The organism is Gemmobacter megaterium (assembly GCF_900156815.1).
GTDB lineage: Bacteria > Pseudomonadota > Alphaproteobacteria > Rhodobacterales > Rhodobacteraceae > Wagnerdoeblera > Wagnerdoeblera megaterium.
Genome location: NZ_FTOT01000001.1, coordinates 504,378 through 521,023, shown reverse-complemented (window position 1 = coordinate 521,023; position 16,646 = coordinate 504,378). Strand labels below are relative to the sequence as shown.

Here is a 16,646-nt window from a genome sequence, read left to right as displayed (position 1 = left end):
TTTCGCAACAAGGCTCTGCGGCCCCTTGTCCATGGGCAGTATAGGCGGTTTTCCCGGCAGAGAAACCGCTTTATAGACCATCGCATGGCCGAGCCCACGACAGCCCCCCCGCCCCGCCGCCTGGTCCGGCCCGACCCCTGGTCGGTGGCCTCTGTCCTGATTGCCGCTATGGTGCTGATGCCGGTTGCCGCCGTGGTCTGGCTGGCGTTCAATCCGGTCGAGAATATCTGGCCCCACATGATGGCCACCACCCTGCCCCGGTATCTGAGCAATACCGGCATCCTGATGGCGGGGGTCGGTGTGCTGACCGCTGCGGTGGGTGCCGGCGCGGCCTGGCTGGTGGCGATGTACCGCTTTCCGGGCGCACGGATTCTGGAGATCGCGCTTTTGCTGCCGCTGGCGGTCCCGGCCTATATCGGTGCCTACGCACTGGTCGATCTGTTCGAATTCGCGGGGCCGGTCCAGACGGCCTTGCGTGGATGGATGGGCTGGGTCACGCCGCGTGACTACTGGTTTCCGGCAGTGCGTTCGCGTGGCTCGGCCATTCTGGTGCTGTCCTCGGCCTATTACCCCTATGTCTATCTGCTGGCCCGCGCGGCATTCCGCGAGCAATCCGGCAATGCCTACGAGGTGGCCCGCGCGCTGGGGACCGGCCCATGGGGCATGTTCCTGCGCATCGGCCTGCCGCTGGCACGACCCGCGATTGCCGCAGGTGTGGCACTGGCCTGCATGGAAACGGTGAACGATTTCGGCGCAGTCAGCTATTTCGGTGTCCAGACGCTGACGACGGGAATTTTCTCGGTCTGGCTGACGGCCGGAAATGCAGGGGGCGCGGCGCAGTTGTCGCTGGTCAGCCTGGGCGTGATTCTGGCCCTGATGGGGGTGGAACGCGCGGGGCGGCGCAATCTGCGCTTTCACCGCGCGGCGCGGCAATCGCGCCCCATCATGCCGCGTCGGCTGCTCGGATGGCGTGGATGGCTGGCAACCGCGCTGTGCGCCCTGCCATTTGCGGCCGGGTTCGTGCTGCCTGTTGCGGTGATCGCGCATCACGCCCTGTCCAAGCCCGAACATTGGCTGACCCCTGGCTTGGGCCGCGCACTGGGCCATACCATGGTCACTGGCGGGCTGGCCTCGGTTCTATGCGTGGGGGCCGCACTGGTTGTCGTCTATGGCGCCCGGCTGTCCCGGCGGCGCCTGCCGCAACTGATGCTGCCGCTGACCGGAATCGGCTATGCGGCGCCGGGGGCCGTGCTGGCCGTCGGGCTGCTGATTCCGATGGCGGCGCTGGATCACCGCATGGCCGATGCCGTCCAATGGCTGACAGGGCGTGATCCCGGCCTTTTGCTGACCGGCTCGGCCAGCCTGATCGTGCTGGCCTATGTCGTGCGGTTCTTCGCCATCGCCCAAGGGGCGACCGACAGCGCGATGGACCGCATCGCGCCCTCGCTGCCGCTGGCCGCGCGGTCGCTCGGGCGGACCAGTGGCGGGGTGCTGCGCGCCGTCCATCTGCCGCTGATGCGCGGTTCGGTCGGTGTGGCGCTGCTGGTCGTCTTTGTCGATTGCGTCAAGGAACTGCCCGCCACGTTGCTGTTGCGCCCCTTCAACTACGACACGCTGGCCACCCGCGTGCATGAGCGCGCCAGCGTCGAGGCGCTGGCCGAAGCGTCGCCCGCCGCGCTGCTGGTCATCGCGGTCAGCCTGATCGCCGTTGGCCTGCTGGCCCGCAGCGCCCGCGAGGCTGGCGGCACCCGCGGCTGACAGAAGCCGACTTGCCTTGGCCCCGCAGCGCGGCTATCACAGACGTGGCGCCGGCATAGCTCAGCGGTAGAGCGTCTGCCTTGTAAGCAGGGGGTCGGGGGTTCAATTCCCTCTGCCGGCACCAGTTTTCTGAATAGGTCGCTGAATATCAATGCGCCAGGACCCATGCGAAGTGCAAGGTGGTCCGCTGTTCCGAGAAGGTCGGACCTCCAGCACCTGAATGGATTTCAGTCCGCTACAGGGCGAGGGGGGCGGTACAGCCATGCAATGTCCGCACGGCAGTGCGGTTTAGCTGCACATGAAGGCCCCCTAGCACTCCTGCCGCCTGACATTGGCCCCGCGACCGCTGGGCGCGTGCATCGGATGCCCGCGAGCCAGGGGCCATCGTCCCAGACCGGCCCTGCGACGGTGCTGGTCAGCACGCCGTCCACCCAACCGGGGACCACGTGACACCGCCGGTTGCCGTTATGATCGCAGGGCACCCTCGATCTGCCAGCCGCACTGCGCAAGGCCGAGGCGCTCGGGGGAACGACGGCATTCGCACGCCTTTGACTAGAATATCTCTATGGCGGCAGCAACGTTGGCAAGCCTCGCGACGTTCTCGATGACAATCCGGTCGCCATAGCCGAAATCGAGCACCACCTGCCCGTCTTCGACCGTGCCGTAAAGTTGCACCAGCGAGGCTGGTGTGACGATGCCAGGATTGGGCAGGCCAGCCAGCATGAAACCAGAGATCGCGATGACATCATCCTGCCGAAGGCTCAGGTCGGTGATATGGGTCTCACCAAATCCCATGGCAAACACGAATCGGTCCGCGCCACCGCCGCCGGTCAGCGTATCGTTGCCGGAACCGCCATATAGGGTATCCGCCCCGCCGCCACCATCCAGCCGGTCATTGCCCCCGCCGCCGAAAAGGCGGTCGCCGCCCTTGCCGCCGAACAGCACGTCGTCCGCCCCGTTTCCGGCAAGGATGTCATTGCCGTTGTTGCCCCGCAACGTATCCGCGCCCGCGCCACCAAGGAGCGTATCCGCAGCCCTGCCTCCCCTCAACATATCGTTGCCGTCGTCTCCGAACAACATGCTGGCACCATTCGCTGCGACCATATGATCGTTACCGCCCCGGCCAGACGCAACGCCGGGCGCAGACAGTTGGATCGTATCGGCCGCGTTGGTGCCCAGTGTCGCCGTTTGGGCCAGAGCTCGTGCGGCCGCCATGTCGATGACGCCAGCGTCACGTACAGGACCGAGGCCCTGATCGAAAGCGCCGCTCCAGCGCCCTGAATTGCTGTAGAAATCCACAATCCGAAGGCTCGTATCTCCGGGATCCCCCAAGATCAGATCGTTGCCGATGCGGAGCATGTCGTCCTGCCCGATCGAGCCGAAGGGGGAGAAATCGGACATCACGATCAGCCCGCCATTGTCAATCACCGTGCTGTCACCAAGGGGGACGTTGAAACCACGATACACGGTGCCCCATTCATAGGCGTCTCTGCCCTCGCCCCCAGCCATCACATCGTCGCCAAGCGCGCCCCAGAGCGTGTCGTCACCCCGCCCGCCGTAGAGCGAGTCGTCACCAATAGCGCCCCAGATGTGATCATTGCCGCCTTCACCATGCAGAACATTCGGCGATCCGAACCAGCGCGTAAGCCCGCCGCGGCTGATGACCATATCGGACAGGAAGTCATCCCCCGATCCGCCGCGTAGCGTATCGTTGCCCGTCCCGCCGGTCAGCAAGTCATCGCCTGCACCGCCGAACTGTCGGGTCGGGCTCTGATCTGCGGTGATCGTATCCTGCCCCCTGCCACCGCGCAGCACAGACACCCTGGAGATGGTTTCGGTCGCCGAGGTCAGATAGATATAGTCGTCGCCGCCGCCGCCTTCGATGGTTACCGCGCCGGCTGCGACGACATCAATCCAGTCGTTGCCACCGCCGCCCGAAACCGTCACCCTGTCCGGCAGGCTTGCAATCCGGTCCGCGCCGTCCCCTTCGCCATAAAGATAGAATGTGTCGTTGCCCGCCCCCAGTGACACGGCCAGGCTGCGCGCCGGGAAGGCCGCGAAACTCATATGATCTGCTTTGGCAGTGCCAATGATCTCTATATCCTCGCCGCGAACAATGTCGGTGCCGATGATCGACTGTCCGTAGCCTGGCGATACCCCCGCCACATCAAAATCAATGAGATCGGCGATGGTCTTTTGCGAATGCGCGTCGGGTGTCATCACGAGTACGAAATCGTCGCCTCGCCGGGGGTTGCTCGCCCAAGCCCGAACGGTGAGGGTTCCGGCGTCCGAAAGTCGCGTCTCTCCGATCGCGATCAGGTCTTTCTGGAACTGTTCGTTCGCCGCCGTCGCCCGATCACGCACGCCCCAGGCGGCCGATCCGAAACTGTCGTAAGGCCGGACGGGGTGGGCGCCGAGAGCCCGGCTGGGTGCGCTGATGCCGGAAAAGGCGAGGAACGAGCCATAGCTGTAGCCATTGTAGATGCTGCTCAGAACGAACTGCCCGGACGCATCGAAGTAACTCGCGGGCGCCTCTTGCCTGTGGGTTCGCGCACTTTCCACCGGAAAGAAGGACTCGCCAGGCCCGATTGTCTGGTCTGATCCATAGGAATCGAGGAGGCTTTGACCCGTCTGCACGAACCTGCGAGGCGGAGACACAGAGTAGTCATATTCAAACCAGCTGACGGCACCAATCAGGCCGCCTTCTGCCGACCAGTAATCTGCCGGCATTGCCAGCGCACCGTAGAACTGCCCGAACAACAAATCATTCTCGGCGGCGTAGCCGGGCAGCCCAAGCCTGGAACCTGAATAATCGAAAACAAATGCCATCGTTAAATCCCTTGCACTCTTGTCTGCCTTGGGCCCGAGGGATCAATCGACATTCCCCATTCGGCCTGCCGCGTTGTGTCAGGATTGACTGATCTTGCGGACCGATCAAGCGTTTTCCCTTGCAACGATCCGGCCTGGCGATCAATCCGCCGCATGTTGGGCTGGTCCGCGCGCGGTGTTGCGCGCGGCACTTGGGTGCGCAGGATGTCGTGACGACCTCGCGCCCATCTTGTTGTCACCCCGACCCGGTTCAAGGGGGCAGCCTGCGGGGTATCGACGAAGAAGCCTGGGGGGATCCGACGCATTTTCTGCGCCTTCGCAGGCGCGGCCCGAATGTGCAGGCCATGATCGTCCCACGCCTGCGCGATCACGCCGAACCGGGGTGCGATGCGCCCGCTCTCGGGCCTGCTGCGCTGCTTTTGGGGGGCATATCTATCACGCGCCACGACACGTCGGGGAGCAGTGGTGGCGAGGGAGGGACTCGAACCCTCGACCTTGCGATTATGAGTCGCACGCTCTAACCAGCTGAGCTACCTAGCCACTGGGGGGCGTCCTAAGGTGAGGCGCGGACAGCGTCAAGGGGAAAACGTCAACTCCCGCCATCATCGAACCGCCTGCCCATGCAGCCACTCTGCTGCGGTGGTGACACAGCACCAGGCAATACAGGCCGGAGCCACAAACGGCGCTGGCCTGGGGATGGATCAGGTCGATACCGGCGGCGCCTGATCCCGGCCGGGAACCTGCAACGACGGTGCCAGCATTGCGGTGCCAGGGCCGGGTGGGCCGAATCGCCGGGCCGGGCGCGCTCAAGTCCCGGCGGGCACCAGGCTGCGCCGGGCCTCGTCCAGCAGGCGCTTGGCCTCGGTGCCTTGCAGGCGCGCGATGTCGTCCTGATACTTCAGAATAGCCCCCAGCGTATCGGCGATCACTTCGGGCGACAGGGTCAGGACATCCAGCGCCAACAGGCACTTGGCCCAATCAATGGTTTCCGCGACGCCGGGCTTCTTGAACAGATCCTCGCTGCGCAGACGCTGGACAAAGGCGACCACCTCGCGGCTGAGCGCCTCGGAGGCATCGGGGGCGCGTGCGTGAAGGATCTCGATCTCGCGCTCGAACCCCGGATAATCGACCCAGTGGTACAGGCAGCGCCGCTTCAGGGCATCATGCACCTCGCGCGTTCGGTTCGATGTCAGGATCACGATGGGTGCTTCGGGCGCCTTGATCGTGCCAAGCTCGGGGATCGTGACCTGAAAATCCGACAGCGCCTCCAGCAGAAAGGCCTCGAACGGTTCATCCGTCCGGTCGATCTCGTCAATCAGCAGCACGGGGGCGCCACCATCCTGCGGGCGCATCGCTTGCAGCAAGGGACGTTCAATCAGGAATTCCGGCCCGAACAGCCCGGTGCGCAGGTGCTGCGCATCCTGTGCCGCTTCGGCCGCCCGGATCGCCACCATCTGCGCCGCGAAGTTCCATTCATAGACCGCCGACGCAGCATCCAGCCCCTCGTAGCATTGCAGCCGGATCAGGCGGCGGCCAAGCGCCGCGGCGATGGCCTTGGCGATCTCGGTCTTGCCGGTGCCGGCCTCGCCTTCCAGAAACAAGGGGCGCCCCAGCCGCAGCGCCAGAAACAGCACCGTCGCCAAGGGCCTGCCGCAGACATAGGATTGCGCCGCAAGCATCTGCTGTACGGCCTCGATCGAAGCGATGGGTTGGTGCACGTGATCCTCCCTGGCTGGCCCCAACCTGCGGCCAGCGCGCCCACTTGACAAGGGGCAAGGCCCCTGCGCGGGATTGGGTCGTAATACCAAAGGATCACGCGATGGCAGAGATTCTACTTTATGGTCATGCCGACTCCGGCCATGCGTGCAAGGTGGCGCTGGCATTGGCGCTGGCCGGTGTGCCGCACCGCACTGTCGGGGTCGACATCTGGGCGGATCCGGGCACGCGGCCTGCCGCCTTCCTTGCGGCCAGCCCGTTTGCAGAAGTGCCGCTGCTGATCCTCGATGGCGGGGCCTATGTGCAGTCGGGGGCCATCCTGCTGGAACTTGCCACCCGCTTCGGCGTGCTTGGCGCAGAAAGCGCCCAGGGCCTGCGCCGTGGCCGTGAAATCCTGATGTGGGAGGCGAACCGCATCGGGATGTGCCTGCCGCAGTTGATAGAGGCCAGGCGCGTCGGCGGTGCCGGCTTTCCGCCTGGGGCGGTGGACTGGCTGCGGATGCGCTATGACACCGACAAGGCGCGCTTTGCCGCGCTGCTGGGCGATGCGCCCTTTTTGCATGGTGATGCGCCGGGCATCGGGGATTGCGCTGTCTGGGGCTATGCCCAGTGGCTGCCAAAGGCAGGGGTCACGCCGAATGTAGCCCTTTCGGGCTGGCTGGACCGGATGCGCGCCCTGCCCGCGATGCAAAGCCCCGGTGACTTCTTCCCTGACGGCTGATCGCCCGGCACTTGCGGCCCTGTGCCGGCGGGCTTGGCGCTCCGGCAGATGGCCTACCGCCCGCCAGATCGCGCCGTGGCCTTGCCCGCCAATGGCATCGTCACGGCCCCGGTGACGCAGAGGGTTGGCCAGGACCGCGCCTGACGCAGACGGCAGCGGCGTCCGGCATGGGACAGCCGGTCTATCCCCGGCCCGCCTGATCCGACATCACCGCATCTATCACCCCATCGGCGGCGACGGTCAGTGCCAGGATCCGCGCCCCAAGGGCCTCTGCCGTCTCGGCCCCGCATTCGCGCAGGACAAAACTGCGCGCACCTTCGCCCATCCCGTCCGGGTCCGGGACAGGCACCGACAGCAGCCGCCCGGCGGCCTGCACCCGCCACAGCAGACGATAGGCGCCCAGCAATGTCTCCTCCTCGGCCCGGCGGATCACACCGGCGCGCGCGCCAGCCCGCAGTTGCGCCTCGACCCGCCGCGCGGGATCTCCGGCAATCAGCGCGCAGGTCTGGGCGGCGAGTTCGATGTCCATGATCCGACCGGGGCCTGCCTTGGCCTCCCACCCGCCACCAGGCCGATGCGCGAGCAACCTTGCGCGCATGTCGGCCACATCACCGCGCACCGTCGCCCCCTTGCCCTTGTCTGCCAACAGCGCCCGGCGAAACGCCTTGATCTCGGCGCCCAGATCGTGGTTGCCCGTCAGCATCCGCGCGCGCGTCAGCGCCAGATGCTCCCACGTCCAGGCCTCGGTTTCCTGATAGCTGCGGAACGCGGCCCAGGAGGTTGCCACCGGCCCTTGCCGCCCCGACGGGCGCAGCCGCATATCCACCTCGTAGAGGCGCCCGTTCGGCATCGGCGCGGTCAGCGCCGTGACCAGCGCCTGGGTCAGACGGGCGAAATAGGCCCGCGTCGCCAGCGGGCGCGGCCCCTCCGAACTCTCGATCCCGTCGGCATCATAGATCACGATCAGATCCAGATCCGACCCGGCATTCAGCCGCCCGGCCCCCAGGCTGCCCATGCCCAGCACCGCCGCCCCCCTGCCCGGCTGCGGCCCATGCTTGCGGGCGAATTCGGCCACCACCACAGGCCAAAGCGCCACGACAACCGCCTCGGCCAGTTCGGCATAGCTTTTCCCGGCCTCGAAGGCATCGGTCAGGCCGCGCAGATGATGAACGCCAATTCGGAAATGCCATTCCTTCATCCAGGCGCGGGTCAGGTCGAGCTTCTTTTCGTAATCCTCGACCGTCGCCACCTGCGCGGTCAGGCCCTGCACCAATCCGGCCACCCCCGGCCAGGGCGCAAAGAAGCTGCCACCGATCACCGCATCCAGCACCGCGGAATTGCGGCTGAGGTGCCGCGCGAGTTCCGGGGCCGTCCCGGCAATATCGACGATCAGCTCGATCAGCGAGGGGTTGGCATCGAACAGCGAAAACAGTTGCACCCCGGCAGGCAGGCCCGACAGGAACCCGTCAAAGGCGGTCAACGCCTCGTCCGGGCTTGCAGCCCGCATCAGCCGCGCCAGAATCTGCGGGCGCACCCGCTTGAAGATCTGCCGCGCCCGGTCCGAACGCAAGGCCGGATAACTGCGCCAGCCATCGACGATCCCGGCCATCTGCGGCGTCAGCTCCGGCCCGTCCGCCGCCTCGCCAGGTGCGAAAAAGCTCTCGGTCAGCTCGGCCACCCGCATCAGCCTGCCCTTCAGCACCGCGCGAAACGCCGCCGTGTCGCCACTCCCGCAGAACCGCGCGATCCGGTCGATCCCCTCGGCGGTCGCGGGCATCCGGTGGGTCTGGGCATCGTTAACCATCTGCAAGCGATGCTCCACCTCGCGGTGCTGGCGATACAACCCGGACAATTCATCTGCCACGTCCGCCGGGATCCAGCCCTTGGCCGCCAACGCGACCAGCCCGCCCACCGTGGTCCGGTCGCGCAGATCCGGGTCGCGCCCGCCTGCGATCAGTTGCCGGGTCTGCGTGAAGAACTCGATCTCGCGGATCCCGCCGATCCCCAGTTTCATGTCGTGATCCGCGATCACCACCGGCCCGGCCAGCCCCTTGTGGTCGCGGATGCGCAGCCGCATGTCATGCGCATCCTGAATGGCCGCGAAATCCAGATGGCGGCGCCAGACAAAGGGCGTCAGCGTGCGCAGGAACCGCCCCCCCGCCTCCAGGTCCCCGCCGCAGGGCCGCGCCTTGATATAGGCGGCGCGCTCCCAGGTGCGTCCGACGGATTCGTAATATTGCTCGGCCGCCGCCATCGAAATGCACACCGGCGTCACACTGGCATCGGGGCGCAGCCGCAGGTCGGACCGAAAGACATAGCCATCGCCCGTGATATCGGACAGGATCGCGCTCATCTTGCGCGTGACGCGGATAAACGCCGCACGCGCCTCCTGGGCATCGCTACCGGAATAGCGGGTTTCGTCGAACAGGCAGATCAGGTCGATATCCGACGAATAGTTCAACTCCCCCGCGCCCATCTTGCCCATCGCCAAGGCGACCATGCCGCCCGCCGTCGCGGCATCCTCCGGCTGCTGTCCCGGCAATTTGCCACGCCGGATCTCCTCGGCCACCAGCCGCTTCAGGCTCAGATCCACGGCGCGGTCGGCCAGTGCGGTCAGCGCGCCGGTCACCCGCTCCAGCGGCCAGACCCCCCCCAGATCGGCCAGCGCGGCATAGAGCGCGATGCGCCGCTTGGCCCGACGCAGCGCCCCCGGCAGATCGGCCAGCGCAACATCGCCCAGCGGGTCCAGTTCCCCGTTCAGAACCCCGTCGGGCTCTGCGGCCAGCGCGGCCCGCAGCCAATCCGCCTCGCGCCCCATCAACCCCTTCAGATAGGGGCTGCACCCGGCGGCGCCCGCAATCACCCCGCGCACCTCCGGCGCGAGATCGCCAAAGGCCAGCGCGGCATCGGCACCGGCATCGGGGTCATAGGCGATCGGCTGGCGGGTCAGGCGGGATGAAAACGACATGCGAGCACCATGCGCAGCCGCCCCGCCGCCGTCAACGCCCGCCTTGCAGGCCCGCCACCGGCCCGCTAAGCCTGTGTCCGCAATCACAGGAGCCACCGATGAGCAGCAGTCTGGACCGGGTGAAAGCCGCCCTTGCCGCCGCAGGCGTGACGGCCGACCTGCGCGAGATGCCCGCCAGCACCCGCACCGCGGCCGAGGCCGCCGCCGCCGCGGATTGTCAGATCGACCAGATCGCCAAATCCATCATCTTCAAGGGCCTGGACAGCGGACATGCCAAGCTGTTCTTGACTGCGGGCGGCAATCAGGTCGATGCGGCCAAAGCCAGCGCCCTGGCCGGCGAGCCGCTGGGCAAGGCCGATGCGGCCCTGATCCGCGCCGAAACCGGCTTTGCCATCGGCGGTGTCGCGCCCGTCGGACATCTGACGGCGCTTCCCGTCTGGATCGACCCCCGCCTGTTCGACTTTCCCCTGCTCTGGGCCGCCGCAGGCACGCCACGGCATATCTTTTCCATCGACGCGGAAACGCTGGTCCGCATCACCGGCGCCATGCGCGCCGATTTCACGACCTGATCCCCCGGCGGCGCCATCTTGGCAGGACAGGCGGCAGGATCCGCCTGCGTTTCATCTTGCCAGAAATACCCTCGGGGGGTGAATGGCCCGGAACGGGCCAGAGGGGGGCAGACAGCCCCCCTATCCTTCGATCAGGCAAAAGCGGTCCACATCCACCATGCCGCGGTCGGTGATCTTCAGATGCGGGATCACCGGCAGCGCCAGGAAGGCGAGTTGCAGGAAGGGCTCTTCCAGCACCACGCCCAGCGACACGGCCGCCGCGCGCAACCGCTCCAACGCGGCATGGACCACCTCGAACGGCTCCAGGCTCATCAGCCCGGCCACCGGCAGCGCCAGTTCCGCCAGCACCTGCCCGTCCCGGACCACGACGAACCCGCCCTCGATCTCGCCCAGCCGGTTCGCCGCCAGTGCCATATCGGCATAATCCGCCCCGACCACCGCGATGTTGTGATGATCGTGACAGACGGTCGAGGCGATGGCCCCCGCCTGCATCCCGAAGCCGCGCACGAAGCCATTGGCGATATTGCCGTTGATGCCGTGACGCTCGATCACCGCGATCCGCATCAGATCGCGCGCAGGGTCAGGGCGGCGGTCGCCGTCCACTGGCGCCACCGTCTCGCGGAGATGTTCGGTCAGGATCTTGCCGGGCCAGATGCCGATCACCGGCACCTCCTCGCCATTGCCGCGATAGCGGAAATCCGGTGCCGCAACCTTCGCCGCCTTGACCGAATGCCGCGCCACCGGCGCCACATGGCCCCGCGCGGCAAAGGCCGCCTCGCCAACCACAACACCGCCGCAGATCACCAGATCGGCGCGGCAGTCTTCCAGCCGGTCCATGGCGACAATATCCGCGCGCCGCCCGGCCACGATCTGTCCGCGATCCTTCAATCCAAAGGCTTCGGCCGCCGACAGGCTGGCGGCGCGGTACACGGCCAGCGGCGGAATGCCCTGGCCGATCAGATAGCGGATCATATGGTCCAGATGGCCATGTTCGGCGATGTCCAGCGGATTGCGGTCATCGGTGCACAGGCACATGTAGGGGCTGGTCGCCAGCGACAGCACCGGGGCCAGCGCCACCATGTCCTTGGAGACGGAGCCTTCGCGGATCAGCACGCGCAGGCCCTTTTGCAGCTTCTCCCGCGCCTCGGCCGCCGTCGTCGCCTCGTGTTCGGTACGAATGCCGGCCGCGATATAGGCGTTCAGGTCGCGCCCTGACAACAGCGGGGCATGGCCGTCGATATGGCGGCCCTGAAATGCCTCCAGCTTGGCCATACAGCCGGGATCCTCGTGGATCACGCCAGGATAATTCATGAACTCGGCCAGGCCGATCACCGCCGGATCCGCCATCAGCGGGACCAGATCCGCCGCCTCGATCCGGGCGCCTGCGGTTTCCATCGGGCTCGACGGCACGCAGGACGACAGATTGACCCGCAGGCTCATCACCAGATGCCGCGCGGCCTCCAGGAAATACCGGATCCCCGGCACCCCGGCGACATTGGCAATCTCGTGCGGATCGCAGATGGCCGTTGTCACCCCGCGCGGGGCAACGCAGCGGTCGAATTCGAACGGTGTGACCAGCGAGCTTTCGACATGCAGATGCGTGTCGATGAAGCCGGGCACCAGCCATTTGCCAGCCACGTCGATTTCGCGCCTGCCGCTGTAGCTGTGGCCGATGCCGACGATGGTATCGCCGCAGATCGCCACATCCCCCTCGATGGCGTCGCCGGTGACGACGCAGAACACCCGCCCGCCCTTCAGAACCAGATCGGCGGGTTCGGCCCCGCGACCCTGACGGATGCGATGGTGCAGTTGGGTCATGTCAGTCTCCTTGCAATGCCGTGCGCAGACGCGCCAAGCGTGCCGTATTCACCCCAAGATCCGACCGGCCAAAGCGTGACCGCGACAGAACCGCCAGCGTTTCCCCGCCTGCCGCGTGCGGCAGGATCCGCAGCGATATATAGTCCGGATAGCCGATCCACCGCGACCGCTGCACATAGCTCGCCCAGCCCTCGCGCAGCGATCCGGCCAGATGGCGCATGTTGGGCTCGCGCGCCAGCGCCACCTCCAGCCGTGCGGCCAGGGTTCCCTCGGGGGCCACAATCTCGCCGGGCTGGATGCGCGCCCAGTTCGGCGTTGCCGGATCGGGCGCCACCACAGGATCGACATGCCAGCGCGCCGGATCCGACGGCGCCACCCGGACCCAGACCAGCAGCCCCGCAACCGCGATACCGGCCGCCGCCACGAGATACAGCACCAGTTTCACCCCGCCCTCCGGGTCCAGGCATAAAGGCAGATCAACTCCATCGCCACATGGGCGCCTGCGACGGCGGTGATCATGCCATGGTCATAGGGCGGCGACACCTCGACCACATCGCCCCCAATCAACCGGATCCCGGCCAGATCGCGCAGGATGGCCGCGGCTTGCCAACTGGCCAGCCCGCCCCAGACCGGCGTGCCGGTGCCGGGCGCAAAGGCCGGGTCCAGCGCGTCGATGTCAAAGCTGATATAGCACGGCGCATCGCCCACCCGCGCCCGGATGCGTTCGGCCACTGCGGCGGCCCTCAACTCGTGGCACGCACGGGCGTCGATCATCTCCAGCCCGCAATAGTCGTCGCACTGGGTGCGTATGCCAACCTGGACCGACCGCGCCGGGTCGATCAGGCCCTGCTGCACCGCCTTGTAGGTCCAAGTGCCATGGTCGATCCGTTCCATATCGTCGTCTGGCCACAGGTCGGAATGGGCATCGAACTGGATCAGCGCCAGTGGCCCATGCCGCGCGGCATGGGCGCGCAGGATCGGCAGGCTGATGAAATGATCCCCACCCAGCACCAGCGTCCCCGCCCCTGCCGCAAGGATGCCTGCGATATGGGCGCGCAGTGCCTCGGGAAATGCGGCAATCCTGGCATAGTCAAAGGCCAGATCGCCGTAGTCCACCACCGACAGCTCCTCCAGCGGCGAAAACCCCCAGCCGTGCGGCGGATCAAAAGGTTGCAGCGTGCTCACCTCGCGGATGGCACGCGGCCCGAACCGCGCGCCGGTCCGATGCGTCACCGCCTGGTCGAACGGCACCCCCGTCACCGCCAGATCAACCCCGGACAAGTCCTTGGTATAGCGTCGCCGCAAAAAGCTGGTGGCGCCGCCAAAGGCGTTTTCATAGGCCAATCCGCGCGGATCGGCGCGGGTGAACGCCAGATCGACCTGCGATTTTGCATCTTCCAGTGCCATGGCGCCCCCATTGATTGCGTCGCCAGGGATCAGACACCGCGCGGACGCCGCTGTCCATGGGGCACGCCGCCCGCTTGACAGATGGCGCCCCCGCGCCGCACCGTCTGGCCTGACCCAAGGCAAGGAACGACGATGGCAGCACCGCTCCTGATCCGCAACCGCAACTACCGGCTGCTGTTCGCCGCAGGGGCGCTGACCAATCTGGGCGATGGTGTGGTGGCGCTGGCGCTGCCTTGGCTTGCCACGCTGATGACCCGCGATCCGCTGGCCATTGCTGCCGTGGCCGCTGCGTCTCGCCTGCCATGGCTGATCTTTGCGCTTCCCGCCGGGGTCATCATCGACCGCGCCGACCGTCGCCGCCTGATCGCGCGGGCCGATCTGCTGCGGGCGGCCATCGTGTGCGGCATCCTGATGCTGGCCCTTGGCGATCCGGCCCCGCAGGCGGTCTGGCTGCTGGCCGCGCTTGCCTTTCTCCTCGGCTCGGCCGAGGTGCTGCGGGACAATGCGGCCCAGACCATTCTGCCCGACCTGGTCGCTCGCGCCGATCTGGAGACCGCGAACGGCCAGCTGTGGAGCGCCGAGCAACTGACCGGCCAGTTCATCGGCCCGCCGCTCGCCGGGGTGCTGATCGGGGCAGGTATCGCCGTGCCCTTTGGTCTCGATGTTGCGGCCCTTGTGCTGGCAGCGGGGCTGGTCTGGCTGATCACCCTGCCCGGCCACATCCGCAGCACGGCCCGGTTCTGGCCCGCGCTGGTCGAGGGCATCGCCTTCATGCGCGCCGACCGCCCGCTGTTGCGGCTGGCGGTGGTGCTGGGCCTGTCCAACTTTATGGCCGTTGCCACGATCACCATCCAGGTGCTGCTGGCGCAAGAGGTGCTGGCGCTGACCGCGGCTGCCTATGGCGTCGTGCTGTCGGTGGCCGCTGCCGGGGCCATCACCGGCAGCCTTCTGGCCCCGCATCTGGCCCGGCGGTTGGGTGGCATGGGCTGTCTCTACCTGTCGATTGCCACCTGGTCGGCCGGATATGCCCTTGTCGGCTTGTCCGGCACCGGCACAACCATGGCCCTTGCGCTCTTTGCCGTGATGGCTGCGGCCATGGTCTGGAATGTGATCACCGTCTCCTGGCGCCAGCGCCGGATTCCGCCGATGCTGCTGGGACGGGTGAACAGCATCTATCGGTTCTTCGGCTGGGGCTCAATGCCCTTGGGCGCCTTGGCCGGGGGCGCCATCGTCGCCCTTGCCGAACCGGGCCTCGGACGCGAGATGGCACTGCGAGCGCCCTTCCTGATGGCCTCGGCGGGCTGCGCGTTGCTGCTGGTCTACGCCCTGCTGCGGCTGCGGCTGGAATAGCCTACAGCCGGTCGCCCAGCAGGAATTCCGCCGCCCGATCCAGCCGGATATGCGGCAACCCCTGACCCGGCGCCAGATCCAGCGGCGCCGGCGCCAGCCGCATCACCGCATAATCCCCATCCAGCCAGCCTGCGGCCCCCTCGCGCGCCGGGCTCAGCAGACGGGTCGGATCGGTCGGCAAATCCCCGGCATACATCGCCGCTGTCCGCCCCGTGGCCTGCAAGACACCCTGCACCGCGGGAATGGTCTCGCCCCCGCGTGACAGATCGACCTCGGTCGTGGCCCGCAACGAGGCGATGGCCATCGCCGCCGTCTGCGCCCCGGCGAAATCCGCCCGGTCCCGCGCCTCGCGCAACATGGCGGCCAGAATGGCGGACAACCGGGCGTGCTGGCTGTGATGCAAATGGTCGGCCCGCGTCGCCGCAAACAGGATCCGGTCCACCCGCTTGCCGCCAATCAACTCGGCCAACAGCCCCCCGCGCCCTGGCCGGAACGCCTGCAACACACCCGCCATGGCCCGGCGCATATCCTCCAGCGCGGCAGGCCCGGCATGGATCGCCTCCAGCGCATCGACCAGCACCACCTGCCGGTCGATGCGTGCGAAATGATCGCGAAAGAACGGACGCACGACGCGGGCCTTGTAGGCCTCGAACCGGCGCTCCATCTCGCGCCACAACCCGCCGCGCGCCGGAGCCTCGGGACGCGGAAGCGGCGCAAAGGTCAAGGCAGGCGACCCTTCCAGCTCTCCCGGCATCAGGAACCGCCCCGGCGTGACATCCGACAGACCCGCCTTGCGCAAGGCCACCAGCACCGCGCGCCAGCCATCGGCCAGCCGCCGCGCCACCGGCTCGTCCCAGCCGGACTCGACCAGCCCCTGCAAGGAAGCCCGATAGCCCGCAGCCTCGTCGCGCAAGGCCACCCGCGCCAGGACACCCTCGGACCATTGCTGAAAGGACAGATCCATCAGCGACAGATCCAGCAACCATTCGCCCGGATAGTCGATGATATCGATATGCACCTTGCGCGGCCCGGTCAGCCCGAACAGCCCCGCTGGCCGCAACCGCAGCGACAACCGTAATTCCGATACGGCGCGGGTCGACTCCGGCCAATGCGGCGATGCTCCGGTCAGGGCAGCGCGATGACCTTCATAGTCAAAGCGGGGGATCGTATCATCCGGCTGCGGCTGCAACCAGGCCGCCTCGATCCGGCCATCGGCCGCGGCCCGCAACTGCGGCATCCGCCCGCGATCCAGCAGGTTCGACACCAGCGAGGTGATGAACACCGTCTTGCCTGCCCGCGCAAGTCCGGTCACGCCCAGCCGGATCACGGGATCAAGGAAGGCGCCCGACAGGGCCGAGACCCGCGTTTCCACCCCATGTGCAAGGTCCTGCGCAAACTCGGTCACACCCATCGGAAAGCCCCTCCGGGGGCAGCCATTTCATCTTGCCTCAAATACCCTGGGGGGTCCGGGGGGCCAGCCCCCCGGCCCGCAGCCTCCGCACCCCCCACC

The 16,646-nt window shown here is 67.2% G+C and carries 11 protein-coding genes and 2 tRNA genes; 5 read left to right on the top strand and 8 right to left on the bottom strand.

Going from position 1 to position 16,646, the window contains the following annotated elements:
- Window positions 1-84: 84 nt before the first annotated feature.
- Together BW970_RS02415 and BW970_RS02410 are read left to right on the top strand one after the other, a co-directional pair.
- A complete protein-coding gene (locus tag BW970_RS02415; RefSeq protein WP_076528332.1) occupies window positions 85-1,758 on the top strand; it encodes an ABC transporter permease in 1,674 nt (557 codons plus the stop codon).
- A gap of 49 nt (window positions 1,759-1,807) precedes the next feature.
- Window positions 1,808-1,882, top strand: a tRNA-Thr gene (locus tag BW970_RS02410).
- Window positions 1,883-2,310: 428 nt separating this feature from the next.
- Here BW970_RS02410 and BW970_RS02405 read toward each other — a convergent pair.
- The 3 genes from BW970_RS02405 to BW970_RS02395 form a co-directional block, all read right to left on the bottom strand.
- On the bottom strand, window positions 2,311-4,587 hold the full coding sequence (locus BW970_RS02405) for a calcium-binding protein (RefSeq protein WP_076528329.1): 2,277 nt from the start codon (window positions 4,585-4,587) through the stop codon (window positions 2,311-2,313).
- A gap of 463 nt (window positions 4,588-5,050) precedes the next feature.
- Window positions 5,051-5,127: transfer RNA gene (locus BW970_RS02400), tRNA-Met, on the bottom strand.
- Between the two features lie 266 nt (window positions 5,128-5,393).
- Window positions 5,394-6,266: an AAA family ATPase gene (locus BW970_RS02395; protein ID WP_188475528.1), complete on the bottom strand. Its 873-nt coding sequence runs from the start codon at window positions 6,264-6,266 to the stop codon at window positions 5,394-5,396.
- A 140-nt stretch (window positions 6,267-6,406) separates the two neighbouring features.
- Between BW970_RS02395 and BW970_RS02390 the strand changes: the two genes are divergently transcribed.
- Window positions 6,407-7,024 carry a glutathione S-transferase family protein gene (locus BW970_RS02390; protein WP_076528325.1) on the top strand — a complete coding sequence of 206 codons (618 nt, stop codon included), beginning with the start codon at window positions 6,407-6,409 and terminating at the stop codon, window positions 7,022-7,024.
- Window positions 7,025-7,205: 181 nt separating this feature from the next.
- Here BW970_RS02390 and BW970_RS02385 read toward each other — a convergent pair whose 3' ends face one another.
- Window positions 7,206-9,992, bottom strand: coding sequence for a bifunctional [glutamine synthetase] adenylyltransferase/[glutamine synthetase]-adenylyl-L-tyrosine phosphorylase (locus BW970_RS02385; protein ID WP_076528323.1), 2,787 nt, complete (start codon window positions 9,990-9,992; stop codon window positions 7,206-7,208).
- A 98-nt stretch (window positions 9,993-10,090) separates the two neighbouring features.
- Here BW970_RS02385 and BW970_RS02380 point away from each other — a divergent pair, with 98 nt between their 5' ends.
- Window positions 10,091-10,561, top strand: a complete 471-nt coding sequence (locus BW970_RS02380) for a YbaK/EbsC family protein (RefSeq protein ID WP_076528320.1) — start codon at window positions 10,091-10,093, stop codon at window positions 10,559-10,561.
- A gap of 120 nt (window positions 10,562-10,681) precedes the next feature.
- Here BW970_RS02380 and ade read toward each other — a convergent pair whose 3' ends face one another.
- The 3 genes from ade to speB are packed head-to-tail and all read right to left on the bottom strand — an operon-like array spanning window position 10,682 to window position 13,786.
- Window positions 10,682-12,379, bottom strand: a complete 1,698-nt coding sequence (gene ade, locus BW970_RS02375; RefSeq protein ID WP_076528318.1) for an adenine deaminase — start codon at window positions 12,377-12,379, stop codon at window positions 10,682-10,684.
- A gap of 1 nt (window position 12,380) precedes the next feature.
- The gene (locus BW970_RS02370; protein ID WP_083701099.1) at window positions 12,381-12,824 is read right to left on the bottom strand and encodes a DUF1499 domain-containing protein; all 444 of its coding nucleotides are present in this window, start codon (window positions 12,822-12,824) and stop codon (window positions 12,381-12,383) included.
- The gene (gene speB, locus BW970_RS02365) at window positions 12,821-13,786 is read right to left on the bottom strand and encodes an agmatinase (RefSeq protein ID WP_076528316.1); all 966 of its coding nucleotides are present in this window, start codon (window positions 13,784-13,786) and stop codon (window positions 12,821-12,823) included. Before speB ends, BW970_RS02370 begins: the two co-directional genes overlap by 4 nt.
- A gap of 132 nt (window positions 13,787-13,918) precedes the next feature.
- On the opposite strand from speB, the gene BW970_RS02360 reads away from it, so the two are divergent.
- On the top strand, window positions 13,919-15,136 hold the full coding sequence (locus BW970_RS02360; RefSeq protein ID WP_076528314.1) for an MFS transporter: 1,218 nt from the start codon (window positions 13,919-13,921) through the stop codon (window positions 15,134-15,136).
- Window position 15,137: 1 nt separating this feature from the next.
- On the opposite strand, the gene BW970_RS02355 is transcribed toward BW970_RS02360, so the two are convergent.
- Window positions 15,138-16,547, bottom strand: coding sequence for a YcjX family GTP-binding protein (locus tag BW970_RS02355; protein WP_076528312.1), 1,410 nt, complete (start codon window positions 16,545-16,547; stop codon window positions 15,138-15,140).
- Window positions 16,548-16,646: the final 99 nt, after the last annotated feature.

What these genes read in the sequence shown, in the direction of transcription:
- BW970_RS02415 (WP_076528332.1), top strand. Translation starts at nt 85, where the DNA reads ATGGCCGAGCCCACGACAGCCCCCCCGCCCCGCCGCCTGGTCCGGCCC.
- BW970_RS02405 (WP_076528329.1), bottom strand. Translation starts at nt 4,587, where the DNA reads ATGGCATTTGTTTTCGATTATTCAGGTTCCAGGCTTGGGCTGCCCGGC.
- BW970_RS02395 (WP_188475528.1), bottom strand. Translation starts at nt 6,266, where the DNA reads ATGCTTGCGGCGCAATCCTATGTCTGCGGCAGGCCCTTGGCGACGGTG.
- BW970_RS02390 (WP_076528325.1), top strand. Translation starts at nt 6,407, where the DNA reads ATGGCAGAGATTCTACTTTATGGTCATGCCGACTCCGGCCATGCGTGC.
- BW970_RS02385 (WP_076528323.1), bottom strand. Translation starts at nt 9,992, where the DNA reads ATGTCGTTTTCATCCCGCCTGACCCGCCAGCCGATCGCCTATGACCCC.
- BW970_RS02380 (WP_076528320.1), top strand. Translation starts at nt 10,091, where the DNA reads ATGAGCAGCAGTCTGGACCGGGTGAAAGCCGCCCTTGCCGCCGCAGGC.
- ade (WP_076528318.1), bottom strand. Translation starts at nt 12,379, where the DNA reads ATGACCCAACTGCACCATCGCATCCGTCAGGGTCGCGGGGCCGAACCC.
- speB (WP_076528316.1), bottom strand. Translation starts at nt 13,786, where the DNA reads ATGGCACTGGAAGATGCAAAATCGCAGGTCGATCTGGCGTTCACCCGC.
- BW970_RS02360 (WP_076528314.1), top strand. Translation starts at nt 13,919, where the DNA reads ATGGCAGCACCGCTCCTGATCCGCAACCGCAACTACCGGCTGCTGTTC.
- BW970_RS02355 (WP_076528312.1), bottom strand. Translation starts at nt 16,547, where the DNA reads ATGGGTGTGACCGAGTTTGCGCAGGACCTTGCACATGGGGTGGAAACG.